Raw genomic sequence first — 24333 nt, 5'->3', positions numbered from 1 at the left:
CAATCGGAGTCAATGCTGCATTCTTGGGTCTGTTCATCCGTCCTCTCCCGAGATGGTTGGCTGGGCTTGGTAACCACAGCTTCCCAAATCAGGGACGGATGAACAACCTATTGAGACATCACACCTAGCGGCGCGGCGGCCCTTCCAGGCGCGCGAGCAGTCCGCGCGCGATGCCCTCCAGCTCGCGCGCGAGCGCAGCGGACGCGAACTGCGCATCGTCGGCGACACGCAGCTGCTGCCAGAGCTCGCCCAGCACCGGCCGCCGCGCTGCAACGGCAGCGACCACCTCGCTGCGCCAGGCATCTGGCACCCCCGCTTCGCCGGTGCCAATCGTCCGGTGCGCCGTGACGAGATACGCGAGCAGCAGTCCTTCCGCCACGGTCTCGAGCAACTCGTCGCCCAGTTGCACCTGCGGCGGCCCGCTGGCGCTGCCCCGGTTCTTCCAGGCGGCGGCCGCATAGGCGGCACCGCCGCCGATCATCGCGCCGAGGGCCGTGGCCGCGCCGAGCGTCAGCCCACCGGTGAGCAGGTCGATGCCCGCGCCCATGGCAGCGCCGGTCGCCGCGCCGGCCATGCCGGCTTGCGGCGAGTCCACTGCGCGCTGTTCGTGGAAGCCACCGGCCATGCGCCCGGCGGCCAGGGCGGCGACCGGAGCGCCCGCGCGATGCAGTTGCACCAGTTCCGAGAAAACGCGGGACTCGCCCTCGCGCACGCGCACCAGCAGCGCCGCGCGCGCCGCCTCGCGGGCGCGCTGCGTCGCATCGCGTTCGGCGGGGTTCACGAGCTGTCGCAGGCCCACCGGCGCTCCGCCGGTCTCCTCGCTGTCGCGGGCCGCGCGCGTGAGCTCGCCCGCGAGCAGGCGCATCGCGTGCGCAAACCGCGCCGCGTTGCGCTCCTTCCAGGCCGCTGCCACGCGGTCGAATCCCGCGCGCTTGCTGCTCGCCATGCTCTTCGCCATCGCCTGCAGCAGCGCGGGATCACGCAGCCAATGGCCCAGGCTGTGCGCGAGCGGCAGCACTTCGGCGGCAAGGCCGAGCCGCTGCACGGCGGTCCGGTAGGGAACGTCGTCGCCCGCGACCAGCACCAGCGCGGGCTGGGCCACCCAGTGCAGCAGCCGCTTCGCATCCTCCAGGTCCACGGGGCTGCCGGGCAGCAGCAGCACGAGGTCGGTCTCCGCGAGCAACGCGGACACCGGATCGCCTTGCTCGCGCGGCATCGTCTTGAAGCGTCCCAGCAGGTCCTGCAGCCACACCTGGGCCGCACCGGCGCCGCCGGCATGCGCAGCGACCGCCGGCGCGGGAGCCCGGTACCCCGAAGGCACCTCGAAGACCCGCAGCTCGTCTCCGCGGCCCGTGGTGAGCACGCTCCAGGCGCCCTCGCGCGGCGCGGGATGGTCCGCGACTTCGCGCAGCAGGCGCAGCAAGGCCTCGCGGCTCGCGCCCTCGCTCGCGAACACCCCCAGCGTCACGCAGGCCGGACTGACGCGCGCCAGCAGCTGGGCGAAGTACGGGTCGCGCAAGTCGATGCGAACGGCGCGCCCGAGGCGACGGCGCCGCCATGACGTCCAGGCGGCGAGCAGCAGCCGCGGCACGATCACGACGACGAACAGCAGCGCGACGTACATCCAGACCCAGCGCCGCGCCTCGTCGACGCCGATCGCGGCGCCGGAACGGAAGGCCATGCGCTGCAGGTCGGCGACGCTGAATGCATCGAAGGGCAGCAGCGCGACCACCGGGGCGAACAGCGCCGCCAGCAGCGCGTGCACCTGCTGCACGTCCAGCAGCGTGCTTTCCCAGCCGACGCGGTACTCGCGCACCACCCCGCCCAGCACGATCGACAGCGCGAGTCCCAGCGCCCACCCGGCCGCGCATACGTGCAGGAGCTGTTCGCCCCACAGCCATTGCTGCGGGCCCGTGACCTTCAGCCACTGCGCGTGGAAGCCCGCGAGCACCTCGGCGCGCAAGCGGCCCGCGCGTCCGGTGCGCAGGGGCAGGCCGGAGATCCAGCGCTGCATCCGCTCGATGCCGCGACCGCGGTGGGGCTTGCGGGGCCGCCAGACCGTCGCGGCGATGAGCAGGTACACCAGCAGGTTCCACGCCAGCACGCCCAGCAGCGGCGGGGACAGCATGTTGACCTGGTGCGGGTGGTCGATGTGATCGAGCAGCATGCCGAGCACGCACGCCAGCAAAGGCAATGCCACCAGCAGCATGGGGCGCCAGGCTTCCGGCTGCTGAAGGCTCGCGATGCGCGGATTGCGCAGTTCGACCTTGGCGAGCACGCGGCGGGCGCGCTGCTGCAGGTATTCAGCGGGATCGACGCGGCCGCCGGGTTCGCGGCTGGCATCCAGCGCTTCGCGTTCGGCCTGCTCGCGCTCGGCTTCGCCGACCAGCCGGCCTTGCGGGTCGGCGGCCTCGATCGCGCGCACCAGCACCAGGCGACGCGCACCGGGTTCGTCGAGATGCAGGATGCCGTCTTCCACCGTCCCCATGAGTCTAGGCGTCCGCCTGCCCGCCCGTCCCGCGGCGACACAAGCGGTAACCCTTATACGTGCTGCGTTCGGGCGAAGGGACGGCTCGCGTCAGCGGCCGCCCGGGCCGCTGATGCCCCTCAGCGCGCTTGCCGCAGGAAGCGCCGCACGTTGTCCGGGTCGTGCCCCACGTACGTCACCGCGTGCTCCAGTTCGTCTTCGCTGCAGCCCAGCCACTTGCACCAGTTGCGGCGCTCCCAATCCGGTTCCAGGTGGATCAGCAGCGCCTCCGCCGCCATCTTGTTTGCATCTTCCGACATGGTCAGTTCCTCCTTGCCGATGTCTCCAGACTAGGCGTTGGACCGCAAGGCCGCGGCAGGACGACCCTGCGCGATGGCGTGCGTGCGCGCTCGGCGCGGCTGTAGGAGCGAGGACGGCTGACCCGCCGCGCGTCCTGCCCCCGTCATGGCTCTGCGACTACAAGCCGGCGTGACGATCGCCTCGACCATCCCTGGATCGAGGAGACCCCATGTTGCTGCGCAAGCTGATCGTCTACGCTGTCACCGGTGGCCTGGCCCGGAAGGCCTGGAAGCAGGTCCGCAAGGCCCCGCCCTACCTCCCTGTCGACCTCACGGACGTGATCGCGCGTCCGGTCGCCAGCGCCGACCCGGCGCAGCGGCGCGGCACGCTCCGCGTCGGCGCTCGCCGGCGACGCCAGGGGGCGAACGGCTAGCGCAGGCGGCCTGGAGTTCCTCGCCGGCTGCGGGTGCGTGGCAGGCGGACGGTGAGTTGTAGGCTGACGGTGAGCGAGAGCGAACCCCAGCGCTTTCGCGCATCGCTGGGGTTCCTGCGTCACCCCAGCCTACGGGGCCGCAGCCCGCCCGACCGCGCACTGGCTCACGGTCAGGGAGCGGCAAGAGGCAGGGATTACACTGGGACGATGTTCCAGAAATCCCTGTTGATCCTCGCGATCACCGCCGCCTGCGCCGGCGCCCAGGCGCAAAGCGCCACGCCCCAGGCGCCTGCCTCCAATGCTTCTTCTCCCGCCAAGAAGGAACTGGTCGCGCGCATCCTCAAGATCCAGCAACCCGCCATCGACAACATGGCGCAGTCCCTCGTGCAGGAGCCGCTCGGGCCCTTGCTCGAACGCGCGGACGCCGCCCTGCAGCAGCGCGTTCCGCCGGAGAAGCGCGACGCCGTGGCCAAGGGCATCCAGGAGGACACGCGCAAGTTCGTGCAGGACACCGTGCCCATCGTGCGGGACCGCGCGACCAAGCTGGCGCCGACCGTGATCGGTCCGATGCTCGAAGAGAAGTTCACCGAGGACGAACTGAAGCAGGTGGTGGCGATGCTCGAATCGCCCGTGCTCGCCAAGTTCCAGGCCGCCGGCGTGGACATCCAGCGTGCCCTGGCCGAGAAGGTGATCGCCGAGACGCGCCCGCAAGTGGAGCAGCGCTTCCGCAGCCTGGAGGACAGCATGGCCAAGCGCCTCGGCGTGCCCCCGCCCAACGCCTCCGGTGGCGCTCCCGCTCCGTCCACCGGCAAGCCGGCGAAGAAATAGGCAGGGCCCTGCACCCATGAAAAAAGGCGGTCCATGACCGCCTTTTTTCTTGTCGGGCCTGGCCCGGACGCTCAGGACGCCGGATCGGGCGCGGGCAGCGCATTGCCGGCGCCGTTGAGGCCCACGCGGCTGTCGAAGCTCTGGCAGGCAGCCTCGAACGCGCGGATCTCGTGCAGCGCGTCGCGCAGGCTCATCTCGCCCTGCTCCATCAGCTTGCCGGCCAGGTGCTCGGTCAGCGGCTTCAGCCGGGAGAGCGTCGCCTTGGTCTCGCCGTAGAGGCGCTCGCTCTGCATCTCCATGATCGAGCGCGTTTCCTCGTCCACCGTGCGGCTGCCGGAATCGTTCAGCGCCCCGAAGTTCAGGCGGGTCTTGCGGTACATGCCCATCTCGGCGACGGCATGGTGCAGCAGCTTGGTGACGCGCGTGATGTCGTTGTGCGCGCCGTTGGTGGTGCCCTCTTCGCCGAAGAACAGTTCCTCGTTGGCCATGCCGCCCAGCAGCACGCGCACGTCGTGCTCGATGTCGGCCTTGGTCTTGAGCAGGTTGGATCCCTGCTTGTGGAACACGAAGCCCAGCGCGTTGTTGCGCGGGTTGGCCTTCAGCGAGATCTTGATGGTCTTCATCTCGGCCAGGATCTTTTCCCAGTCGCTGCCGGCGCGCTTGCGCTCCAGCTCGAAGTCGACCAGGAAGTGGCCCCACTCGTGCACGGCGATGATGCGGCGGTCGCGCTCGCGTTCCTTGGTCGTGTTCGCGTTGACGTTGCCCACCAGCACGCGCTCGGCCGCCTGCATCAGCGTGTCGGCGTCGATCAGGATGCCGGCCTGCACCGCGGTGATGCCCGCCTGCGTGACGATGGTCTCCAGGTCGGCGGGGCTGCGGCCCTCGGTGATCTCCACCATGTGGCGCAGGTCGAGGTCCGGCGCGACCTTCTCGGAGCGTTCCTGCAGGTAGTGCTCGATGATGGCGCAGCGCTCTTCCTTGTTGGGCAGCCGGAAGTCCACCTTCATCTGGAACCGGCGCAGCATGGCCTCGTCCATGGGCATGGACTCGCTGTTGAAGTTGGACGCGACGATCCAGATGATCTCCGCATCGCTCTTCGTGCGCACGCCGTCCAGGATCGCCAGCAGCATGTTCTGCGTGTCGTCATCGAACTTGCGGTGGCCGCCGCGCTTCATGAACAGGTCCTGCGCCTCGTCCAGGAACACGATGCAGCGGCGGCGGCGTTTGGCCATGGAGGCGATGCGCGCCAGCGTGTTGGAGCCCCCGGCCACGTACCCGGTCTCGAGGTTGGCCGCGGAGTGGAACAGGATCGGCAGGCCCAGCTCCTTGGCCAGGTAGCTGGCCAGCTTGGTCTTGCCGGTGCCGGCCGGTCCGCTGAACATGACGTTGAACGGCTTGTTGATACCGTACTCGGCGTACTCGGCGCGCCGCTCATACTGGTCCTTGATCTGGCGCACCTCGGACTTGATGTCATCCATCCCGACCAGGTCTTCGATCGAACCGTGCACCTGGCTGGGCTCGATGAAGCGCAGCGACTTGAACTGGCCCTTCAGGTGGAACGCCAGGAAGCCGAGCAGGCCCAGCGTCAGCGCAGCGGAGAGCACGCCGCTGACGCCCGCCTTCCAGCCGTCCTTCTCGGACTGAGGACGCGCACCGGAGAAGCGCTCATCCAGCTTTTCCAGCATGTCCTGGTTGACCGCGGAGAGCTCCGAGCGCGGGATGAAGTCGATCTTGCTGCCCCAGGACGCGTTCACGGCCCTCTCGGTGAAGATCTTCGTCTCCATGTCACTGGGGTAGTACGCGTACTGCTTGCCCCCGGACTCGATCAGCACGATCCGCTCGGACACGTTCCACATCAGCGGCTTGTAGACGACCGTGATGCGGTCGACCGGGTGCTGTTCGATGAACCCCAGCACCGAGCCCGAGCCGAAGACGACCGGCAGCTTCTCGTTGAAGGACCACATGGCGTTCGCGCCGGTCTGGCCTGCCATGGCCTTGACCTGTTCGGCGACCGCGGCCTGGCGCTGCCAGATCGTGAAGGAGTAGATCCCCGTGACGGGGATGGCGATCAGCACGGCCAGCACCATGGCCTTGAGCGCGGGTGACTGGATGCTGAACCAGTCGGACAGCCGGGCGCCCAGCTTTTTCAGATTGAGCCACGGGGTGGGCGGAGATGCGCCGGTGGCGGCATCCACGGCGTCTTCCTTGGCGGCGAGTTCGGACATCGTGTTCCTGCTCGAAAGCGGCTGGCGCGACCGGCGCCAGCACGAAAAAGGGTTCAGAGGACCTCCACGAGGGAGGCTACTCTTGTCAGAGTCATCCTACAGAAAGGGTTCCTGAGACGCGAGTTCGAAAATGTTTCGCTGGCTCGGGCGCGAGGGGTCACGTGACAAATTCACGAACGCCCCGTCGCTGGCGCGCTGCACCGTTGCGCTCTTGGCACCCGCAAGGGAACCCAGGCACGGGTTGTGCAGTCTCACGAGGGAGCCGGGTTCTTTTTCAAGTTTCTTTCCCGGCTACTTATCCCCTCGGGGCCCCTGCGGTCCCGGGGGATTTTTTATTGTGCGCCGCGCACCGTGCCGGCGCACCGCGCGGGGGAGGCGCCCCTACACGGCGCCAAGGCTTGCAGGGCATGGCTTGCTACAGTGGCGCGCTATGGCACGCCTGCAGAAACTCCGCAGCCAGCGCTGGCTGGATCGCGACGACTTTCGTTCGTTCAACCATCGCTCGCGCATCATGCAGATGGGCTATGACGCGAAGGACTGGGAAGGCAAGCCCGTCATCGCCATCCTGAACAACTGGAACGACTACAACCCCTGCCACCAGCACTTCAAGCAGCGGGCCGACGAGGTCAAGCGCGGCGTGCTGCAGTCGGGCGGCTTCCCGCTGGAGCTGCCGACGGTCTCGCTCGGCGAAGCGATCATCAAGCCCTCCGCCCTGCTCTATCGCAACTTCCTGGCGATGGAAGTCGAGGAGATGATCCGCGCCTACCCCGTGGACGGCGTGGTCCTCATGGGCGGCTGCGACAAGACCACGCCCGCGATGCTTCTCGGCGCCACCAGCGCCGACGTGCCGGCGATCTTCCTGCCCGCGGGCCCGATGCTGCGCGGCATGGCCCGGGGGCAGACACTGGGTTCGGGGTCGGATGCCTTCAAGTACTGGGACGAGCGCCGCGCCGGCACGATAGCCGAGCCGCAATGGCAGGCGATCATGGGCGGCATCGCGCGCAGCGCCGGCACCTGCATGACGATGGGCACGGCCAGCACGATGACCTCCATCGCCGAGGCGATCGGCATGACGCTGCCCGGCGCCGCCTCCATTCCCGCGGTGGAAGCCGGCCACCAGCGCATGGCGGCGCAGTGCGGCCGGCGCATCGTGGAGATGGTCCACGAAGACCTGCGGCCGTCGATGATCCAGACGCGCGAGGCCTTCCTCAACGCGATCGCGGTCGCGATGGCCCTGGGCTGCTCCACCAACGCGATCATCCACGTCATCGCGCAGGCGCGCCGCGCCGGCCACGAAGTCGGCCTCGACGACTTCGATCGCATCAGCCGCGAGGTGCCGGTGCTGGCGAACATCCGCCCGAACGGCGCGAGTTCCTACCTGATGGAAGACTTCCATTACGCAGGCGGCCTGCCCGCGTTGATGGCGCGCATCAAGCCTTTCCTGCGCCTGGACCAGCGCACCGTGAACGGCCGCACGCTGGGCGAGAACATCGAAGGCGCGCAGTGCTTCAACGACGACGTGATCCGGCCGCTGCACGAGCCGGTGTACGCCGAAGGCGCGCTCGCGGTGCTGCGCGGCAACCTGGCGCCCGACGGCTGCGTGATCAAGCCTTCGGCCATGAGCAGCAAGTTCCTGCGGCACGCCGGCCCCGCGATCGTGTTCGACGACTATCCCAGCCTGAAGAAGATGCTGGACGACCCGGATGCGGACGTCACCGAGGACCACGTGATCGTCCTGCGCAACGCCGGCCCGAAGGGCGGCCCCGGCATGCCCGAGTGGGGAATGATCCCCATGCCCGTCAAGCTGCTCAAGGAAGGCAAGCGCGACATGCTGCGCATCAGCGACGCGCGCATGAGCGGCACGAGCTATGGCGCCTGCGTGCTGCACGTCGCGCCCGAGGCCTTCGTGGGCGGCAACCTGGCGCTGGTGCGCACGGGCGACCGGATCAGCGTGGACATTCCCCAGCGCAGCATCCACGTGGAGATCGACGACGCGGAACTCGCGCGCCGCCGCGCCGCCTGGAAGCCGCTTCCCCCGCGCTTCGCGCGAGGCTACGGCTGGATGTTCACGCAGCACATCCTGCAGGCGGACCAGGGTTGCGACATGGACTTCCTGCGCACCGAGTTCGGCGAGCCTGCGGGTGAGCCGGATATCTTCTGATCGCCTGCCGCGACCACGAACACCAACTACCAACAACCGGACGCAGAGGACGCAGAGGTTGCGCAGAAGACGCAAAAGAAATCCTTTTTCAACTGGCTGTTCTTCTGGGACCTCTGCGTAACTTTTGCGTCTTCTGCGTCCGGTTGTTTGGTTTTTTTACTCCGCGCGGCTTGAGGGCGCTGACGAGCGGCCGAGCGCTGTAGGACCGCGCCGCAAAACGCCGTCCCGTGCACCACGGCCCAGCTCCTGCTGAAGCAGACTCCTGAGCCTGGCAAGCAGGACAGGAGAACGCCATGGAAAGGATCTGGGGGCCGGTGAACGGCTTCTACGTCGCGGCCTACGCGGCGCCCATGGGCGACGGCGGGCGCTATTGCAGCTACGCGAAGGTGTGCTGGACGCAGCCCGAGTCGTACTGGGAAGCGGATTGCGCCTTCAAGATCTTCGGCGGCGAACACCATCAGTCGCTCGAAGGCGCGCTCGGCGCGGTGAGCGACGAAGCGCGCAACGAGATCTCCTACCTGCCGCGGCATGCGCGCAGCCTCGCCGAGCAGCGACAGCACGACTCCACGCCCGTGCCGCGCCTGTTCGTCACCTCCCTCCTGCGCCATCGCTGGACGTGACGCGGGCTCAAGCTGCTGTTTTTGTAGCAGCGAACCCACAGGGCGCACCACGACGCCAGCTTTTGCTGGACGGCGCGGCGGCGAAGCTATGAAAATCGTAGCGATGGCCGAGACCATGCCCACCTACTACGACGTGCTGCAGGTCGAGCGCGACGCCAGCGCGGAGCGGGTGCGCGCCGCCTATCGCAAGCTGGCCCAGAAATACCACCCGGACAAGATGCCGGGCAACCCGAATGCGGCGCGCGCGATGGCCGCCATCAACGCGGCGTACGACGTGCTCTCCGATCCGCACCGCCGCACCGAGCACGACCTATGGATCCGGCGCGCGGAACGGATGGCGCGGCCCCTGCCGGCCCGTCCCGCCGTCCCTGCGCACCTGTGGGCCTACCTGCACCCCGCGATCAGCTGGCCGTGGTACCTGCTGTTCGGCACGCTCGTGGTCGCGATCGGAACCGTCGCCACGGCGATGTACCTCACCGCGATGCCCGCACGTGCCGCGACCGCCGCGCCTGCACTGGTGCCGCCCTGCCAGCAGGTCGCCGAAGCCGCGGCCTGCCCCGTCCCTCGCAGCTGATCCGCACTGCGGCCAAGCGCCAAGCCAGACAACGCCGACGAGCAGAACCGTAGCGGTCCGATGCCGTTCGGGCGAGCGCGGCCGCACCTTGTCACCATACGACAAGGAGTACGACATGAACCGCAAGAAGATGCTCGCCCTGGCCGTGGCCGCCGGCTCGCTGGCCGGCCTCGCCTCGATCGCGCAGGCTACCCCCGCCGTCGTGGCGGGCACCGTTCCCTACACCCAAGGCGCAGCGCCTTACTACGGTGCGCCCGCCTACAGCAACGGACCCCAGGTGATCATGGGCAACTCCGGGTATGTCGTGCAGTCGCCGCCGCCGGCGCCTGTGGTCGAGACCGTGCCGGCTCCCCGCCCGGGCCAGGTCTGGGCGCCCGGCTACTACACCTTCGAGGATGGGCGCTACATCTGGCACGGCGGCGCCTTCGTCGAGGCGCGGCCCGGCTACGCGTGGCAGGCCGCACACTGGCAGCAGCACGCCGACGGCTCGTGGTACCTGCAGCCGGGGCACTGGGTGCGCGGCGACGGCTACGCGGAATACGACAACAGCCGCCGGCGTCGCTATGGCGATCGCGACGGCGACGGCGTGATCAATCGCGACGACCGCTATCCGCGCGACCCGAACCGCTATTGATCCACGCGTCCAGCTTCGCGATGGTGGCAGTCCAGCCGCGACGATGGTTGTCGCCGGCAGCCGCATCGTGGAAGCGGTCGTGCAGCAGCTCCAGCTCCGTGCCGCCCGGCACGGGGCGCAGCGTCACGCTCACGCGGGACACGCGCTCCGGCGTGCTGTGCCACGCCCAGCTGAAGACCAGCCGCGCGTTGACTTCGACGAATTCGTACGTGCCGCCCACTTCGTGTTCCCCGCCGTCCTGCGTGCGGAAGCGGATGCGGTAGTTTCCGCCCGGACGCACGTCCAGCTCCGCGACCAGCACCGAATGCGGTTCGCCGGGCCCGAACCACGCACTCAGCGCCTGCGGGTCGGTCCAGGCTTGCCAGACTTTTTCGGCGGGGACGCCGTAGCGTCGCGTGATGCGGAGCTGCGCTTGCGCGGCGGCCGGGCGGTCCATGGATGTACCTCCTGCTCGTGATACAGGTAGCGGCCCAGTGCGTCGAGCCGGGCGCTCCAGAATGCTTCGTACTGCGCCAGCCACATCGCCGCATCCTCCAGCGCGCGCGGCGCCAGTTCGCAGCGCACCGTGCGCCCTTCCTTCGTGCGCACCAGCAGGCCCGCGTCCTCGAGGACCCGCAGGTGCTTCATGAAACCCGGCAGGGACATGCCGTGCGGGTGCGCGAGCTCCGTGATGCTCGCGCGGCCCTGCGTGAGCCGCGCGATCACGCCGCGGCGCGTGGCATCGGCCAAGGCCCCGAACACCTGGTCGAGGTCAGCTGCGGGCGTCATCCGCCGCTCAGGAGCGCGGCAAGGGCTGCAGCATGCTCACCCGGTTGCGCTCCGTGTCGTGGAAAGCCACGTACTGGCCGACGCCGGGGATCTCCATGGGCGTGCCCAGCACCTCGCCGCCGGCCTGCTTCACCTTCGTCATGGCCGACTGGATGTCGCCGACGGCGATGACTATCGAAGGATGCTGGCCCGGCATCTCCGGACTGCGCGGGAAGAAGCCACCGTTGATGGCGCCCCGCTGGCCGTCCGGCCTCGCATCCGCTTCCGCGGTGGTCGCGAGAACGTAGTGCCCCATCTCGGCCCCGAGCCTCTGCAGCTTCCAGCCGAACGCCTGTTCGTAGAAACGCGCGATGCGCGCGGCGTCGTCATAAGGCATCTCGAAATGGACAACAGGATCCATGGCAATTCTCCTGGGTGCATGCGGCGCGCTGCCGCGAAACCGGAATGGCGCCCGAGGGGTCAGGTCGAACGACCGTCGTAGTGCTTCACCGGCACGCTGTCCAGGTCGAAATTTTCCAGCGTGCGCAGGTTGATGGCGGCCATCGCGCGGCCGTCCGGCCCCTGTGCTTCGCCGAAGGCGTGGATGCCGCACTTCGCGCAGAAGCGGTGCCGGATCACGTGCTTGTTGAACAGGTACGTGGACACCGCGTCCTCGCTCGTGAGCAGGCGCAGCTTGTCCCTGGGCACGAACCACAGCAGCGATGCGCGCCGCGCGCACATGGAGCAGTTGCAGGCAAGCCCGCTGTCGACCTCGCCATCCACCTCGAATCGGATGCCGCCGCAATGGCAGCTGCCGGTGTAGCTCATTCATTTCCCCTGTTACTTAACCATGCGGTTAAGTTTAGGAGCGGCGCCCGCCCCGGTCAAGCGCCGCCCGTCAACCTCAGGGCGCGCCGAGTCCCGCCGCCTGCTTGGCCCGCAGCTTGGCGGCTATGTACTCGCCGTGCGTGACGTGCAGCAAGCCGGCGACGCGCGAGATGACGTGGTTCTCGCCCTCGTCGATGCGGCCATCGGCATAGGCCACCTGCCACATGAATTCGATCACGCCGATCTTCTGCTCCTGGCTGAAGTGCTCGTTCAGCGTGGACGTGAAGGCGAAGAAATCGTTGGCCGTGCGCGAGGTCTGCTCGGCGAGTTGCAGCAGCCGCTGCAACGCATCGGATTCCAGCGGGAACTGCCGGTGCAGCGCGGCCAGGATGGCCGCGCGCTCGGCGGGCTGCACGGCGGCATCGGAGCGCATCACCTCCACCAGCAGGACGGCCGTGGCCAGTTGCAGCTGGTGCTCCTGCTCGGCCGGAGAGAGGGAGGGAGCGACAAACGAATCGAAGAGGTCTTGCAGGGCGCGCAGCATGCGCCCTATTTTCCTCCCAGCCCCATGGCCCGGGTGATCACCTCCTTCATGATCTCGTTGGTGCCGCCATAGATGCGCTGGACGCGGGCGTCGGCGTAGGCCCGCGTGATCGGGACCTCCCACATGTAGCCGTAGCCGCCATGCAGCTGCACGCATTCGTCCATCACCTTGCATTGCAGGTCGCTGGTCCAGTACTTGGCCATGCTCGCGGTCGCGGTGTCGAGCTGGTCCTGCAGCACGAGCTCGAGGCACTTGTCGACGAACACGCGCGCGACCTGCACCTCGGTCTGCAGCTCGGCCAGCTTGTAGCGCGTGTTCTGGAACGCGGCCACGGGCTGGCCGAACACGCGCCGGTCCTTCACGTACTGCACCGTCCAGTCGATCGCCGCCTGCGCCGACGCGACCGCCGTGATCGCGATCTGGATGCGCTCCCAGGGCAGCTGCTCCATCAGCGCGATGAAGCCGCGGTTGACCATGGACTCGCCACCCAGCAGGCTGGCCGCGGGCACGCGCACGTTGTCGAAGAACAGCTCCGAGGTGTCCTGCGCCTTCAGGCCCAGCTTCTTCAGGCGCTTGCCTTTCTCGAAGCCCGCCATGCCGCGTTCGACCAGCAGCAGGCTCGTGCCCTTCGCGCCGGCCGCGGGATCCGTCTTCGCCACCACGATCACCAGGTCGGCATGCCAGCCGTTGGTGATGAAGGTCTTGCTGCCGTTCAGGAGGTAGCTGCCGTCGGCCTGGCGCAGTGCGGTGCTGCGAATGCCCTGCAGGTCGCTGCCGGCCGCGGGCTCGCTCATGGCGATCGCACCGACCATGTCGCCGCTGGCGAGCCGGGGCAGGTAGCGCTGCTTCTGTTCCTCGGTGCCGTAGTGGAGGATGTACGGCGCGACGATCTCGCTGTGCAGCCCGAAGCCCACGCCCGTGAAGCCGCCGCGCGCGAGCTCCTCCATCTGGATCACCGAATACAGCTTGTCCACGCCGGCGCCGCCGTAGGTCTCCGGCATCGTCGGACAGAGATAGCCGTTCGCGCCCGCCTTGTTCCACAGCGCGCGGTCGACGTAGCCCTGCTCCTCCCAGTCCGCGTGGAAGGGCGCGACCTCCTTGTCCACGAAGCGCCGGAAGGCATCGCGGAAGGCTTCGTGGTCGGCGTTGAACAGCGTGCGTTCGATCATCTTGCGCATCCCCGGAAACGAAAAGAAAAGGCCGCCGTCCTCTCGGACAGCGGCCACCAGCTTAAGCGCTTACAGGCGCGAAGACGTCGGTGCGTCGCCCAGCGGTTGACCGCCCGGACCGGCCTTGAACGTCAGCGGGCTCTGTGCGGCCTGCTGGCCCACGCCGGGCTTGCTCCAGTCGCACACGCCGGTGCCGAACACCGCCTGCAGGCGCGAGAACTGCGCCGGGGTGAAGGTGTTGCTCGGGTAGTCGAACTGCGAGAGCGGCTTGAGCTGGCACTTCAGCACGTCCTCGGAGCGCGGGCCGCCGGCCACCTGGCGCGGCGAGGCCGCGGGCTTGAGGAACGGATCGGCGTCGCAGGTCGCCTGGTCGAAGATCTTCGTGCTCTGCGTGGTGTCGCTGGTCAGGTAGCAGAAGTCCTTCGAGCTCGCCGGACGCGCCGCGCGCACCTTCTGCTCGATGGAGCGGTTGCTCGGGTCCGTCACGAGCGTGGTCAGCCACTGGTCCATGTTGTTGAACGCGTCCAGGCTCATGGCCGGCGACGCCGGCATCGCGCCCCGCGCGAAGCGCCACAAGGCCTGGTTGTCGGCGTCGCCCGCATCGCGCGTGATCCGGTCGCGGATCGCCCAGCTGTACCACTGGTGGTGGATGCCGAACAGCGTGACGAAGAGGGTGCTTCCGGGCGGCGTGGTGATCAGCGAATCGTCCCAGCCACGCTCGTCGATGATGGCCGCCTTCGCCAGGTTCTTGCCCGAGGCGACGATGCCGGAGCGGTAGGCGATGGCGAGCGCGTCGGTGTCTGCGCTGGTGCGTGCCGCCGTCGGCGTCGTATCGTGGTCGGTCCCGCCGATCACCTCGTTGAGCGTGACGAACTCCTCCGCCGAGATCCTGCCGGCCAGCAGCGCGCCCAGGCCGTACTGCACGCCCACGTTGTCACGCGTGTCCTTCGCCGCGGGAGACCCGCTCACCGTGCCCCAGATCGACGCGCCCCAGGACCACGCATTGCAACGCGGCAGCGTGGCCGTCGCGACCGGATTCGCCGGGTCGTACACGGCGCTGTTCGGCAGCTCGCAGTTGTTGGTCGGCGTCGCGGCCTCGCTGATGGCTCCCGTGTTGTTGTCGGTCACCGTCCGCATCTTGTAGAGGCCGGCCTTGCCGTTGCTGCCGAACAGGTTGAACCATGCCTGGCAACCCGTCTGGTCCGGATGGCCGTTGATGGCGGCCTCCTTGGCGTTGATGTCCGACTGCAGCATGCCGCTCCAGAGAGCCTGCATCTGCGGCTTCTGGTAGGCCTCCACCAGCAGCGTGCAGTCCCCGACCTCGAGCGAGGTCGTTTCGGAATCGGGATAGGTGCAGTTCGTGACGACGCCGTCCAGGTTGCCCGGCATGATCGAGAGGTTCATGTTGGAGTTGATCGAGCCGCCGGAGCAGCCGGTGCCGAGCGTGTAGCGGATCGACCCGTAGGTGTCGCCTATGTGCTCCTTCATCATCATCACGGTCTCGGACATGACGACGCGATTGGAGTTGCGCAGCGAGTCGGTCATGCTGTTGGACACGACGATCCAGCCACGCTGCAGTTGCAGCTCCAGCTGGCTCCAGGCCGTAGCCGTGGAGCGGGCCTGCCGCCGCGGCTGGCCGGTGCTGGCGCCGAAGCTGTAGAACACCTTGCCGTTCCACTGCGCTTGCGGGGCCACGGGAGTCCAGGGCTTGGCAGGATCGAACAGCACCGCGAGGTCATAGATGCCGCGGTTCATCGTGCCGCGTTCGAGGCGCACGATGAAGGGAACGATCTGGCCGTTGTCGGTGGTCGCCGTCGCCATGTCCGCCGGCGTGGTGCCGGGCGTGTACGGCTTCCAGCACGAGTTCGCCGGCGCGGTCGGTGCCGCCGGAATCGCGCCGGTGAGGCCATTGCTGTTCCAGACCGGGTCGGGCAAGGCCGTGGAGCAGGCGCCCGTGCCGGTGCTGGCCGCGGTGGTGCGGTAGTAGAGCTTGGTTTCGGTCGCGATGTTGCAGTTCGCGTCGGGCTGCCCCGAGAGCCCGCTCGCGTTGGTCGCCGGGGTGGTGCCCGACTGCGGCTGCGGCGTCGGCGTGGCGCAGTAGTAGGGAGTGATCTGCGCACCCGACAGCACCGGCCCGCTGCGCGGCGCATTCGTGATGGTGAGCCTGGCGCCCGGCGGCGAGCCCCTGTTCGTTTCGGCTTCCACCACGTTGGCCCCCGTCTTCAGGCCGGTGACCACGCCCAGCATCTTGCCGTGGCCCTGGTCGGTGAAGGCGCTCGTGACGTCGCTGCCATTGAGCTTGATGGTGAGGTCCTGCTTGGCCAGGCCCGGGGGCGCAGTGACCTCCACGAGCGCATCGCCATCGCTGATCAGGTCCGCGCGGTTGGACACGGTGCGAATGCTCAGCGGCGTGCCGTGGTCGCCGTTGCCGCCGCCGCACGAGCTGAGCGCGACGGACACGATCACCAGGCCGAGCGCATGCCAGACCGCGGCCCGCGGTCTCCTTTTCTGCAATTGGGGTACCACAGATGTCTCCTTGAACGGCCCGCGTGACATCGCGGGCTCGGTGGCAATCTAGGCCTGCGCGTTCCCGCGTCGGTCTGAGGCAAACCCGCAGAGCGTCACGTGAGCGACATGCAGCAGCGCGACCGTTACCCGGCGCTCCTGTTCCTGCCGAGCAATCGCCGGATGCGACCCCTATACTGCGGCGCATTGCCAGGAGGACCCCATGAGCGAAGCTTATGTGTACGACGCGATCCGCACGCCGCGCGGCAAGGGCAAGAAGGACGGCAGCCTGCACGAGGTGAAGCCGGTCAACCTGCTGGCCGGCGTGCTGTCCGAACTGCAGAGGCGCAACGACTTCGACACGGGCCAGGTCGATGACGTGGTGATGGGCGTCGTCTCGCCCATCGGCGAACAGGGTTCGGTGATCGCCAAGGTCGCGGCGCTCAAGGCCGGCTGGGACTGGCGCTGCAGCGGTGTGCAGCTCAATCGCTTCTGCGCCTCGGGGCTGGAAGCGGTGAACATGGCGGCGCAGAAGGTGCGCTCCGGCTGGGAAGACCTGGTGGTCGCCGGAGGCGTCGAGAGCATGAGCCGCGTGCCCATCGGCTCCGACGGCGGCGCCTGGTCGCAGGACCCGGAAACGAATGCGGCGACGGCCTTCGTGCCGCAAGGCATAGGCGCGGACCTGATCGCGACCATCGAAGGATTCACTCGCGAGGACGTGGACGCATTCGCGCTGGAGTCGCAGCGGCGCGCGGCCCGCGCTCGCGAAGGCGGCTTCTTCGCCGGCAGCGTGGTGCCGGTCAGGGACTTCCTCGACCAGGTGATCCTCGACCAGGACGAGTTCATCAAGCCGCGCACCACGATGGAAGGCCTCGCGGCGCTCAAGCCCGCATTCGAGCAGCTCGGCGCCCTGGGCTTCGACCAGGTGGCGCTCAGCCGCTATCCGCAGGTGGAGCGCATCCACCACGTGCACCACGCCGGCAATTCGTCGGGCATCGTCGATGGCGCGGCGGCGGTGTTGGTCGGCAGCGAAGCGGCGGGCAAGGCCCATGGCTTCACGCCGCGCGCACGCATCGTGTCCGCCGCGCTCTCGGGCGCCGATCCGACCATCATGCTGACCGGCCCGATGCCCGCGGCGCGCAAGGCGCTGGCGAAGGCAGGCATGACGGTGGACCAGATCGACCTGTTCGAAGTGAACGAGGCATTCGCCGCCGTGCCCATGCGCTTCATGAAGGAGATGGGCGTGCCGCACGAGAAGGTGAACGTGAACGGCGGCGCGATCGCCATGGGCCATCCGCTGGGCGCCACCGGCGCCATGATCCTGAACACGCTGATCGACGAGTTGCACCGGCGCCAGCTGCGCTACGGCCTCGCCACGCTCTGCGTGGGCGGCGGCATGGGTATCGCCACGATCGTCGAGCGCATCTGAGAATGGCCATGAAGACGATCCGCTACGAACTCGCCGAGGGCATCGCCACCCTCACCTTCGACGAGCCCGGCTCGCCCGTCAACACGATGTGCGCGCAATGGCAGGAGGACCTCACGGCCGCCGTGCAGCAGGTGGTGCAGGACAAGGACGCGATCCGCGGCGTCGTGCTCGCCTCGGCCAAGAGCACCTTCTTCGCCGGCGCGGACCTGAAGGGCACGATGCGCCTCAAGCCCGAGGATGCGCCGCAGGTCTTCCGCGAGATCGAACAGACCAAGAAAAACTTCCGCACGCTGGAGACGCTGGGCAAGCCCGTGGTGGCGTGCCTCAATGGCGCGGCCCTGGGCGGCGGCTGGGAAGTGGCCCTGGCGGCGCACCACCGCGTCGCCGTCGACAACCCGAAGATCCAGCTCGGGCTGCCGGAGATCACGCTGGGACTGATCCCCGGCGCATCGGGCATCACCAAGATGACGCGCCTGCTGGGACTGCTGGGAGCGCAGCCCTACATCCTGGAGAGCAAGCTGTTCTCCCCGCGCGAAGCGCTGGAGCTGGGCCTGGTCCACGAGCTCGTGCCCGACGCGGCGGCTTTGCGGCAATCGGCGCTCGCCTGGATCGCGGCGAATCCGCAGGCGCAGCAACCCTGGGACGCCAAGGACTACCGGATGCCGGGCGGCACCCCGAGCAACCCCAAGATCGCCGGCATGCTGGCCGTCGCCCCGGCGGCGCTGAAGCAGAAGACGCGCGGCCTGTACCCCGCGCCGGAATACGCCCTCGCCTGCATGGTCGAGGGCGCGCAGGTGGACTTCGACACCGCGCTGCGCATCGAAAGCCGCTACCTCGCCAAGCTGATCGTGTCGCCGGTGGCGAAGAACATGATCAACACCTTCTTCTTTAACATGAACGCGATCAAGGCTGGCCAGTCGCGTCCGAAGTGGGACGGCAGGTACAAGCCGCAGAAGGTCGGCATCCTCGGCGCCGGCATGATGGGCGGCGGCATCGCCTATGCCCAGGCGAGCCGCGGCATCGCGACGGTGCTGAAGGACGTCTCGCAGGACAAGGCCGAGGCCGGCAAGGCCTACTCGGCGAAGATCACGCAGTCGCGCATCGAGAAGGGCCGCATGAGCCCGCTGGAGCAGCAGGCCCTGCTCGCACGCATCACGCCCACCGAGTCGGTGAAGGACTTGCAGGGCTGCGAGCTGATCATTGAAGCGGTGTTCGAGAACCGCGAACTGAAGGCGAAGGTCACGAAGGAAGCGGAGGCCATGCTCGCGCCGGGCGGCTTCTTCGCGAGCAACACCTCCACCCTGCCGATCACGGGCCTTGCGAAGGCCAGCGCCCGGCCGGAGAAATTCGTCGGCATCCACTTCTTCAGTCCCGTGGACAAGATGAAGCTGGTGGAAATCATCCGCGGCCAGGCCACGGACGACGAGACTGTCGCCCGCGCGTACGACTACGTGCAGGCCCTCGGCAAGATCCCCATCGTCGTGAACGATGCGCGCGGCTTCTTCACCAGCCGCGTGTTCGGCACCTTCGTCATGGAGGGCGCCGCCATGGTGGGCGAAGGCATCCCCGCGCCCGTGGTGGAGCAGGCAGGCCTGCAGGCGGGCATGCCGGTGGGACCGCTGGCCGTGCTGGACGAGACCGCCCTGTCGCTCTCGGTGCACGTGCTGGACCAGACGCGCGCCGACGCGCGTGCCGAGGGGCAGACCTACATCGCGACGCCGGGCGAGTTGCTCGTCGAACGCATGGTCAAGGAGTTCGACCGCAACGGCCGCGCCGCGGGCGGCGGCTTCTACGAGTACCCACAGGAGAAAGGCGCGAAGAAGTTCCTGTGGCCGAAGCTGAAGGAGTTGTTCGAGCAGCTGGGCGTCGAGTGGAACCTGCAGGATCTCAAGGATCGCCTGCTGTACCGGCAAGCGATCGAGACCGCGCGCTGTCTCGCCGAAGGCGTGCTCACCAGCGTGCACGACGCGAACATCGGGTCCATCTTCGGCATCGGCTTCCCGGGCTGGACGGGGGGCGCGATGCAGTTCATCTACGGAACCGGCATCGACGCGTTCCTGCACCGCGCGGAGGTTCTCGCGTCGAAGTACGGGCCGGGGTTCGTGGTGGCACCCCAGGTCAAGGACGCGATCCGGCGGTTCGAGCCGAAGTACTGAGCCGCACTCGCGCGTTTGCGTCCGCGCGAGTTTGCCGGACCGGGACGGAGCAACCCGTCCCTGCGAATGTCCCCCGGCTCGGGCTTTGACAAGCCCGAGCTTCCGCCTTTGTTTCGCCGAGCCGGGCTGCCCCCTCCCGATCCTGCGGTGTAGCCCAGGTGTGCTTCGACGCAGAGGGAGCCGACGCTCTCATGCACCATCCCGACGCCAAACACCCCCGACTCCCCAGACCCATTTCGTTGACTCCGGCAAGGATCCCGGCGAAACTGCGCCCATGGTTGCCGGAGTCAACAAATCGCAGGTGAAGGCAGTCCGCGCCTTCAACCGCTTCTACACGCAGCGCATCGGCGTGCTCAAGCGCTACCTCGACACCGACTTCACGCTCACGGAGGTGCGCGTGCTGTACGAGTTGGCGCACCGTCCCCCGCTCACTGCGCGCGAGCTCGTGCGGGACCTCGAGCTCGACGCGGGCTACCTCAGTCGCATCCTGCGGCGCTTCGAGGACCGCGGCTGGATCGCCCGCGAGGCGGCTGCGCACGACGGGCGCCAGCAGTTGCTGCGGCTGACCGAAGCCGGTTATGCGGTGTTCAGCCCGCTGCAGCAGAAATCGCGCGACGAGGCAGCCGCCCTGCTCGCGGCCGTCCCGCGCGAGGCTCGGCCGCGGCTGATCCAGTCGCTGGAGACGGTGCACCGCCTGCTGGACCCGCCGCCCGCCGGATCGCGCCGCATCGTCCTGCGCGACCCGCAACCCGGCGACCTCGGCTGGGTGGTGCAGGTGCATGGCGAGCTGTACGCGCGCGAGTACGGCTTCGACGCCACGTTCGAAGCGCTGGTGGCGGAGATCGTCGCCCGCTTCGTCCATAAGCTCGACCCGGCCTGCGAGAAGGCCTGGATCGCCGAAGTGGATGGGGAGCGCATGGGCTGCATCTTCGTGGTGCGCAAGTCCGCGACGGTGGCGCAATTGCGGCTGCTGATCGTGCGTCCGGAGGCGCGCGGGCTCGGGCTCGGCGGGCGCCTCACTGACGCATGCATCGCCTTCGCTCGGGCCGCGGGCTACAGGCGCATGATGCTGTGGACCCAGAGCAACCTCACGGCGGCGCGCGCCATCTATGCGTCGCGCGGCTTCGCGCTCAAGGAAAGCGAGCCGAACGAGGCGTTCGGGCAGTCGCTGGTCAGCGAAATCTGGGAGCGGCGGCTCTGAACCTCGCCCTCGCCGCGGCCGCCGCCACGGGCGTGCAGGTGGGCGCGGCGATCGTCGCGTCGCGCTTCGTGGTCGGCGAAGTGCCGCCGCTCACGCTGGCCATGCTGCGCTACGCGATCGGCTTCCTGTGCCTGCTGCCCTTCGCCTGGCCCGCGCTGCGCCGGCTGCCCGCGCGACCGCCGGCCCGCGATCTCTGGGCCATGGCAGCCCTGGGCACCGGGCAGTTCGGCATCCTCATCGCGCTGCTGAACTGGGGCCTGCAGACGGTGCCCGCCGCGCCGGCCGCCTTGATCTTCAGCCTGTTCCCGCTGCTCACGCTGCTGCTGGGCGCGGCGCTCGGCCGCGAGCAGGTCACGCCGCAACTGCTCGCGGGCGTCCTGCTGTCCATCGCGGGCGTTGCCGTCTCGCTGCTGTCCAAGCTGCAGGCGCTGCACGCGGGTGCCTGGTGGGGCGAGCTGGCCGTGCTGGCCTCCGCCTGCGTGGGCGCGGTGTGCAGCGTGTTGTACCGGCCGTACCTGCGGCGCTATCCGACCGTGCCCGTGTCGGCGTTTGCCATGCTCGCGTCGGTGCTGTTCCTCGCGGTCATCGCATTGCACGAGGACTGGCCTGCCCGCACGCGAAGCCTGTCGCCGACGGCCTGGGGCGTCGTGGCCTTCGTGGGCCTGTCCAGCGGCATCGGCTACTTCTGGTGGCTGTATGCACTGAAGCACGAGACGCCCACCCGCGTGACCGTGTTCCTCGCGCTCAATCCGGTCACCGCCACGCTGCTGGCGTGGCCGCTGCTGGGCGAGGTCCCGGCGCCACGAACACTGGCGGCGCTGGCCCTCATCGCCCTGGGACTCGCGCTGGCGACCCGCTCGCCGTCGGGCACGAGACAGGCTCGGTCGCGATAATCGCGGCAATGTCGTTTCCTGCCCAAGCCGTGGCCCCCGACGAGGTGCTGCGCCCCCGCAACCTCACGGACCTCTTCCTCTCGTTCACCTGGCTGGCCCTGCAGGGCTTCGGCGGCGTGCTGGCGGTGGCGCAGCGCGAGCTCGTGGAGAACAAGCGCTGGATGACGCGCGAGGACTTCGTCGAGGAATGGGCCGTCGCGCAGATCATGCCCGGGCCGAACGTCATCAACCTGGCGATCACGCTCGGCTCGCGCTACTTCGGCTGGCGCGGCGCGACCGTCGCGCTCGCGGGACTCATCATCGCGCCCCTGCTGCTGCTGCTCACGCTGGCGGTGGCCTACGCGCGGTTCGCCTCCAGTCCGCAGGTCGCGGGCGCCCTGCGCGGCATGGGCGCGATCGCCTCGGGACTGATCATCGCCACCGGGCTCAAGCTCGTGCCCGCTCTAGAGAAGAACGTGCTGGGCATCCCGCTCGCTGCCTTGCTCGGCGCCCTCGCCTTCGTGGCCATCGCCTTGCTGCGCCTGCCGCTCGCGTGGGTGCTGCTGGCGCTGGGCGGCACGGCCTTCACCGTCGCCTTCGTGAGGCTGCGCGGATGATGCCGGTCACGCTGGGCGCCGCCGACTGGCTGTCGCTGTTCGTGCACTATGCCTCGCTCTCGCTGCTGTGCGTCGGCGGCGCGATCACCACCGCGCCCGACATGCACCGGTTCCTGGTGGACGAAAGGGGCTGGCTCACCGATCCGCAATTCAGCGCCTCCATCGCTCTCGCCCAGGCGGCGCCCGGACCCAACGTGCTGTTCACCGCGCTCATGGGCTGGAACGTCGGCCTGAACGCCGGCGGCTTCTGGACCGCGCTGCTCGGCATGCTGCTGTGCCTCGGCGGCATCATGCTGCCCAGCTCCGTGCTGGTCTACTTCACTTCGCAATGGAGCCACCGCAACCGCGACCTGCGCGCGGTGCGCGCCTTCAAGCAAGGCATGGCGCCGCTGGTGATCGCGCTGCTGCTGTCGACGGGCTGGATCCTCACCACCGCCCAGGGTTACGCGCTGGCGCACTGGCGGATGTGGGCGGTGACCGCGGTCGCCGCGGTGCTCGTGTGGCGCACTCGGGTGCACCTGCTCTGGCTGCTGGCCGCGGGCGCGGTGCTGGGCTGGTTCGGCTGGGTCTAGGGCGCACCCAGCAGCAGTTGCGGCAGCAGCGCCGCGGCAGTGCCTCGCAGGACGGCGTGCGCCGCGTCGTCGAGTTCGGACGCGTGCGGATTCACCACCACCACGCGACCGGCCGTGGCACGCGCCAGTCCCGCGGCCGGATAGACCACGCCGGAGGTCCCGACCACCAGCATCAGGTCGCACGCAGCCGCCGCCTCTTCCGCCTGCCGCAGCACCTGCGCCGGCAGCATCTCGCCGAACCACACGACCGCGGGGCGCCGCAGGTTGCCGCAGATCGCGCAGCGCGGCGGCCGACCTGCCTCGATGTTCTCCGGCACGCAGCAGGATCGCGCGCGGTCCAGCCAGCGGTCCTCGGCGATGTTGCCGTGCAGCGCGAGCACGCCGGGCGAGCCGGCCCGCTGGTGCAGCCCGTCCACGTTCTGCGTGACGACGGTGAGCCGGCCGGGATGCCTCCGCTGGAACTCCGCGACGGCGACGTGACCCGCGTTCGGCGTCACCTGCGCAATCATCTCGCGCCGCGATGCATACCAGTCCCACACCCTCTGCGGATTCGCGCGGAAGGCGTCCTCCGTCGCGAGCTCCTCGGGCCGAAAGCGCGCCCACAGCCCGGTCTGGGCGTCGCGGAAGGTCGGCACGCCCGATTCGGCGCTCATGCCCGCGCCGCTCAGGAGCACGATGCGGCGGGCGTCTCGCACCCACTCGGAAACAGCCTGGTTCACAGCCGCTGGCGCACCGCCTCGTACAGGCAGATGCCGCTCGCCACCGAGACGTTCAGGCTCTCCACCGCGCCGCGCATGGGGATGGACACCAGCGCGTCGCAGGTCTTGCGCGTGAGCTGGCGCAGGCCCGTGCCCTCGGCGCCCATCACCAGCGCCGTGGGGGTCTTCAGGTCGGACTGGTAGATCGTTTCCGTGGCCTCGTCGCTCAGGCCCAGGCACCAGATGTTGCGCTCCTTCAGCTCGCCCAGCGTGCGGGCGAGATTGGTCACCATGAAGTACGGCACCGTCTCGGCGGCGCCGCTCGCGACCTTCGCCACCGTTGCATTGATGCCCACGGCATGGTCCTTCGGGGCGATCACCGCGTGCGCGCCGGCCCCGTCCGCCACGCGCAGGCAGGCGCCCAGGTTGTGGGGGTCGGTCACGCCATCGAGCACCAGCAGCAGGGGCGGCTCGGGGATGGCGTCGAGCAGGTCGTCCAGCGAGTGTGTCAGGGCCAGCGCCTCCACGCGCGCGACCACGCCCTGGTGGCCCGCGCTGCCGGCCAGGCGGGCCAGCCGCGAGCCGTCGGCTTCGACCGGCTTCAGCCCGGCCTCCTGCGCCTTCTGCACGAACTGGCGCATGCGCGCGTCCCTGCGCGTGGCGTCGACGTAGAGCTCGAGGATGGTCTTGGGGGCGGTGCGCAGGCGCACGCCCACCGCATGGAAGCCGAACAGGACTTTGGGCGTGGACATG

The 24333-nt window shown here is 68.9% G+C and carries 24 protein-coding genes; 12 read left to right on the top strand and 12 right to left on the bottom strand.

Annotation, left to right across the window (positions count from 1 at the left end):
- Positions 1-124: 124 nt before the first annotated feature.
- Both JJB11_RS23860 and JJB11_RS23855 read right to left on the bottom strand, forming a co-directional pair.
- On the bottom strand, positions 125-2479 hold the full coding sequence (locus JJB11_RS23860; RefSeq protein WP_201177512.1) for a DUF3482 domain-containing protein: 2355 nt from the start codon (positions 2477-2479) through the stop codon (positions 125-127).
- A 128-nt stretch (positions 2480-2607) separates the two neighbouring features.
- Complete coding sequence (locus JJB11_RS23855) at positions 2608-2787, bottom strand: DUF3606 domain-containing protein (RefSeq protein WP_201177510.1); 180 nt, start codon at positions 2785-2787, stop codon at positions 2608-2610.
- Positions 2788-2996: 209 nt separating this feature from the next.
- Between JJB11_RS23855 and JJB11_RS23850 the strand changes: the two genes are divergently transcribed.
- On the top strand, positions 2997-3200 hold the full coding sequence (locus JJB11_RS23850) for a hypothetical protein (RefSeq protein WP_201177508.1): 204 nt from the start codon (positions 2997-2999) through the stop codon (positions 3198-3200).
- 207 nt (positions 3201-3407) lie between these two features.
- Positions 3408-4028 carry a DUF2059 domain-containing protein gene (locus tag JJB11_RS23845; protein WP_201177506.1) on the top strand — a complete coding sequence of 207 codons (621 nt, stop codon included), beginning with the start codon at positions 3408-3410 and terminating at the stop codon, positions 4026-4028.
- A 71-nt stretch (positions 4029-4099) separates the two neighbouring features.
- On the opposite strand, the gene JJB11_RS23840 is transcribed toward JJB11_RS23845, so the two are convergent.
- Entirely contained in the window at positions 4100-6253 is a 2154-nt protein-coding gene (locus JJB11_RS23840) for an AAA family ATPase (RefSeq protein ID WP_201177504.1), read from the bottom strand.
- 430 nt (positions 6254-6683) lie between these two features.
- Between JJB11_RS23840 and araD the strand changes: the two genes are divergently transcribed.
- The 4 genes from araD to JJB11_RS23820 all read left to right on the top strand — a co-directional run bounded on the left by araD (position 6684) and on the right by JJB11_RS23820 (position 10242).
- On the top strand, positions 6684-8414 hold the full coding sequence (gene araD, locus JJB11_RS23835; RefSeq protein WP_201177502.1) for an L-arabinonate dehydratase: 1731 nt from the start codon (positions 6684-6686) through the stop codon (positions 8412-8414).
- Positions 8415-8707: 293 nt separating this feature from the next.
- A complete protein-coding gene (locus JJB11_RS23830; protein ID WP_201177500.1) occupies positions 8708-9034 on the top strand; it encodes a hypothetical protein in 327 nt (108 codons plus the stop codon).
- A 103-nt stretch (positions 9035-9137) separates the two neighbouring features.
- Positions 9138-9608, top strand: a complete 471-nt coding sequence (locus JJB11_RS26240; protein ID WP_201965072.1) for a J domain-containing protein — start codon at positions 9138-9140, stop codon at positions 9606-9608.
- A gap of 115 nt (positions 9609-9723) precedes the next feature.
- Positions 9724-10242 (top strand): YXWGXW repeat-containing protein, encoded by a 519-nt coding sequence (locus JJB11_RS23820; RefSeq protein WP_201177498.1) that lies wholly within the window; start codon positions 9724-9726, stop codon positions 10240-10242.
- Here the strand turns inward: JJB11_RS23820 and JJB11_RS23815 are convergent.
- The 7 genes from JJB11_RS23815 to JJB11_RS23785 all read right to left on the bottom strand — a co-directional run bounded on the left by JJB11_RS23815 (position 10199) and on the right by JJB11_RS23785 (position 16044).
- On the bottom strand, positions 10199-10678 hold the full coding sequence (locus JJB11_RS23815) for an SRPBCC family protein (RefSeq protein WP_201177496.1): 480 nt from the start codon (positions 10676-10678) through the stop codon (positions 10199-10201). The genes JJB11_RS23820 and JJB11_RS23815 overlap by 44 nt on opposite strands.
- Positions 10576-11010 (bottom strand): ArsR/SmtB family transcription factor, encoded by a 435-nt coding sequence (locus JJB11_RS23810; protein ID WP_201177494.1) that lies wholly within the window; start codon positions 11008-11010, stop codon positions 10576-10578. The genes JJB11_RS23815 and JJB11_RS23810 overlap by 103 nt, the downstream gene beginning before the upstream one ends.
- 7 nt (positions 11011-11017) lie before the next feature.
- Positions 11018-11410: a VOC family protein gene (locus JJB11_RS23805; protein ID WP_201177492.1), complete on the bottom strand. Its 393-nt coding sequence runs from the start codon at positions 11408-11410 to the stop codon at positions 11018-11020.
- Between the two features lie 59 nt (positions 11411-11469).
- Positions 11470-11817 (bottom strand): GFA family protein, encoded by a 348-nt coding sequence (locus JJB11_RS23800; RefSeq protein ID WP_201177490.1) that lies wholly within the window; start codon positions 11815-11817, stop codon positions 11470-11472.
- A 76-nt stretch (positions 11818-11893) separates the two neighbouring features.
- Complete coding sequence (locus JJB11_RS23795) at positions 11894-12361, bottom strand: tellurite resistance TerB family protein (protein ID WP_201177488.1); 468 nt, start codon at positions 12359-12361, stop codon at positions 11894-11896.
- Between the two features lie 5 nt (positions 12362-12366).
- Positions 12367-13530 carry an acyl-CoA dehydrogenase family protein gene (locus JJB11_RS23790; protein WP_201177487.1) on the bottom strand — a complete coding sequence of 388 codons (1164 nt, stop codon included), beginning with the start codon at positions 13528-13530 and terminating at the stop codon, positions 12367-12369.
- Between the two features lie 69 nt (positions 13531-13599).
- Entirely contained in the window at positions 13600-16044 is a 2445-nt protein-coding gene (locus tag JJB11_RS23785) for a DUF6351 family protein (RefSeq protein ID WP_201177485.1), read from the bottom strand.
- A 214-nt stretch (positions 16045-16258) separates the two neighbouring features.
- Here JJB11_RS23785 and JJB11_RS23780 point away from each other — a divergent pair, with 214 nt between their 5' ends.
- The 6 genes from JJB11_RS23780 (at position 16259) to JJB11_RS23755 (ending at position 22882) form a co-directional block, all read left to right on the top strand.
- On the top strand, positions 16259-17464 hold the full coding sequence (locus JJB11_RS23780; RefSeq protein ID WP_201177482.1) for an acetyl-CoA C-acetyltransferase: 1206 nt from the start codon (positions 16259-16261) through the stop codon (positions 17462-17464).
- Between the two features lie 8 nt (positions 17465-17472).
- Positions 17473-19620: a 3-hydroxyacyl-CoA dehydrogenase NAD-binding domain-containing protein gene (locus tag JJB11_RS23775; RefSeq protein ID WP_277988875.1), complete on the top strand. Its 2148-nt coding sequence runs from the start codon at positions 17473-17475 to the stop codon at positions 19618-19620.
- Between the two features lie 274 nt (positions 19621-19894).
- Positions 19895-20821 (top strand): bifunctional helix-turn-helix transcriptional regulator/GNAT family N-acetyltransferase, encoded by a 927-nt coding sequence (locus JJB11_RS23770; protein ID WP_201177478.1) that lies wholly within the window; start codon positions 19895-19897, stop codon positions 20819-20821.
- Positions 20803-21714 (top strand): DMT family transporter, encoded by a 912-nt coding sequence (locus JJB11_RS23765; protein WP_242529097.1) that lies wholly within the window; start codon positions 20803-20805, stop codon positions 21712-21714. Before JJB11_RS23770 ends, JJB11_RS23765 begins: the two co-directional genes overlap by 19 nt.
- 8 nt (positions 21715-21722) lie before the next feature.
- On the top strand, positions 21723-22310 hold the full coding sequence (locus JJB11_RS23760) for a chromate transporter (RefSeq protein WP_201177474.1): 588 nt from the start codon (positions 21723-21725) through the stop codon (positions 22308-22310).
- Entirely contained in the window at positions 22307-22882 is a 576-nt protein-coding gene (locus JJB11_RS23755; RefSeq protein WP_201177472.1) for a chromate transporter, read from the top strand. Before JJB11_RS23760 ends, JJB11_RS23755 begins: the two co-directional genes overlap by 4 nt.
- Here the strand turns inward: JJB11_RS23755 and JJB11_RS23750 are convergent.
- Both JJB11_RS23750 and rlmB read right to left on the bottom strand, forming a co-directional pair.
- Positions 22879-23601: an NAD-dependent protein deacylase gene (locus JJB11_RS23750; RefSeq protein ID WP_201177470.1), complete on the bottom strand. Its 723-nt coding sequence runs from the start codon at positions 23599-23601 to the stop codon at positions 22879-22881. The genes JJB11_RS23755 and JJB11_RS23750 overlap by 4 nt on opposite strands.
- Complete coding sequence (gene rlmB, locus JJB11_RS23745) at positions 23598-24332, bottom strand: 23S rRNA (guanosine(2251)-2'-O)-methyltransferase RlmB (protein ID WP_201177468.1); 735 nt, start codon at positions 24330-24332, stop codon at positions 23598-23600. The genes JJB11_RS23750 and rlmB overlap by 4 nt, the downstream gene beginning before the upstream one ends.
- Position 24333: the final 1 nt, after the last annotated feature.

Source organism: Ramlibacter ginsenosidimutans (assembly GCF_016654015.1).
GTDB classification, from domain to species: domain Bacteria; phylum Pseudomonadota; class Gammaproteobacteria; order Burkholderiales; family Burkholderiaceae_C; genus Ramlibacter; species Ramlibacter ginsenosidimutans.
The sequence above is the reverse complement of the archived record's forward strand: the minus strand, read 5'-3'. Positions and strand labels throughout refer to the sequence as shown.

Coding starts and splice junctions, on each gene's coding strand:
- JJB11_RS23795 (WP_201177488.1), bottom strand. CDS start 12,361: ATGCTGCGCGCCCTGCAAGACCTCTTCGATTCGTTTGTCGCTCCCTCC.
- JJB11_RS23830 (WP_201177500.1), top strand. CDS start 8,708: ATGGAAAGGATCTGGGGGCCGGTGAACGGCTTCTACGTCGCGGCCTAC.
- JJB11_RS23755 (WP_201177472.1), top strand. CDS start 22,307: ATGATGCCGGTCACGCTGGGCGCCGCCGACTGGCTGTCGCTGTTCGTG.
- JJB11_RS23770 (WP_201177478.1), top strand. CDS start 19,895: ATGGTTGCCGGAGTCAACAAATCGCAGGTGAAGGCAGTCCGCGCCTTC.
- rlmB (WP_201177468.1), bottom strand. CDS start 24,332: ATGTCCACGCCCAAAGTCCTGTTCGGCTTCCATGCGGTGGGCGTGCGC.
- JJB11_RS23800 (WP_201177490.1), bottom strand. CDS start 11,817: ATGAGCTACACCGGCAGCTGCCATTGCGGCGGCATCCGATTCGAGGTG.
- JJB11_RS23855 (WP_201177510.1), bottom strand. CDS start 2,787: ATGTCGGAAGATGCAAACAAGATGGCGGCGGAGGCGCTGCTGATCCAC.
- JJB11_RS23790 (WP_201177487.1), bottom strand. CDS start 13,530: ATGATCGAACGCACGCTGTTCAACGCCGACCACGAAGCCTTCCGCGAT.
- JJB11_RS23810 (WP_201177494.1), bottom strand. CDS start 11,010: ATGACGCCCGCAGCTGACCTCGACCAGGTGTTCGGGGCCTTGGCCGAT.
- JJB11_RS23775 (WP_277988875.1), top strand. CDS start 17,473: ATGAAGACGATCCGCTACGAACTCGCCGAGGGCATCGCCACCCTCACC.
- JJB11_RS23850 (WP_201177508.1), top strand. CDS start 2,997: ATGTTGCTGCGCAAGCTGATCGTCTACGCTGTCACCGGTGGCCTGGCC.
- JJB11_RS23805 (WP_201177492.1), bottom strand. CDS start 11,410: ATGGATCCTGTTGTCCATTTCGAGATGCCTTATGACGACGCCGCGCGC.
- JJB11_RS23760 (WP_201177474.1), top strand. CDS start 21,723: ATGTCGTTTCCTGCCCAAGCCGTGGCCCCCGACGAGGTGCTGCGCCCC.
- JJB11_RS23840 (WP_201177504.1), bottom strand. CDS start 6,253: ATGTCCGAACTCGCCGCCAAGGAAGACGCCGTGGATGCCGCCACCGGC.
- JJB11_RS26240 (WP_201965072.1), top strand. CDS start 9,138: ATGGCCGAGACCATGCCCACCTACTACGACGTGCTGCAGGTCGAGCGC.
- JJB11_RS23820 (WP_201177498.1), top strand. CDS start 9,724: ATGAACCGCAAGAAGATGCTCGCCCTGGCCGTGGCCGCCGGCTCGCTG.
- araD (WP_201177502.1), top strand. CDS start 6,684: ATGGCACGCCTGCAGAAACTCCGCAGCCAGCGCTGGCTGGATCGCGAC.
- JJB11_RS23845 (WP_201177506.1), top strand. CDS start 3,408: ATGTTCCAGAAATCCCTGTTGATCCTCGCGATCACCGCCGCCTGCGCC.
- JJB11_RS23815 (WP_201177496.1), bottom strand. CDS start 10,678: ATGGACCGCCCGGCCGCCGCGCAAGCGCAGCTCCGCATCACGCGACGC.
- JJB11_RS23780 (WP_201177482.1), top strand. CDS start 16,259: ATGAGCGAAGCTTATGTGTACGACGCGATCCGCACGCCGCGCGGCAAG.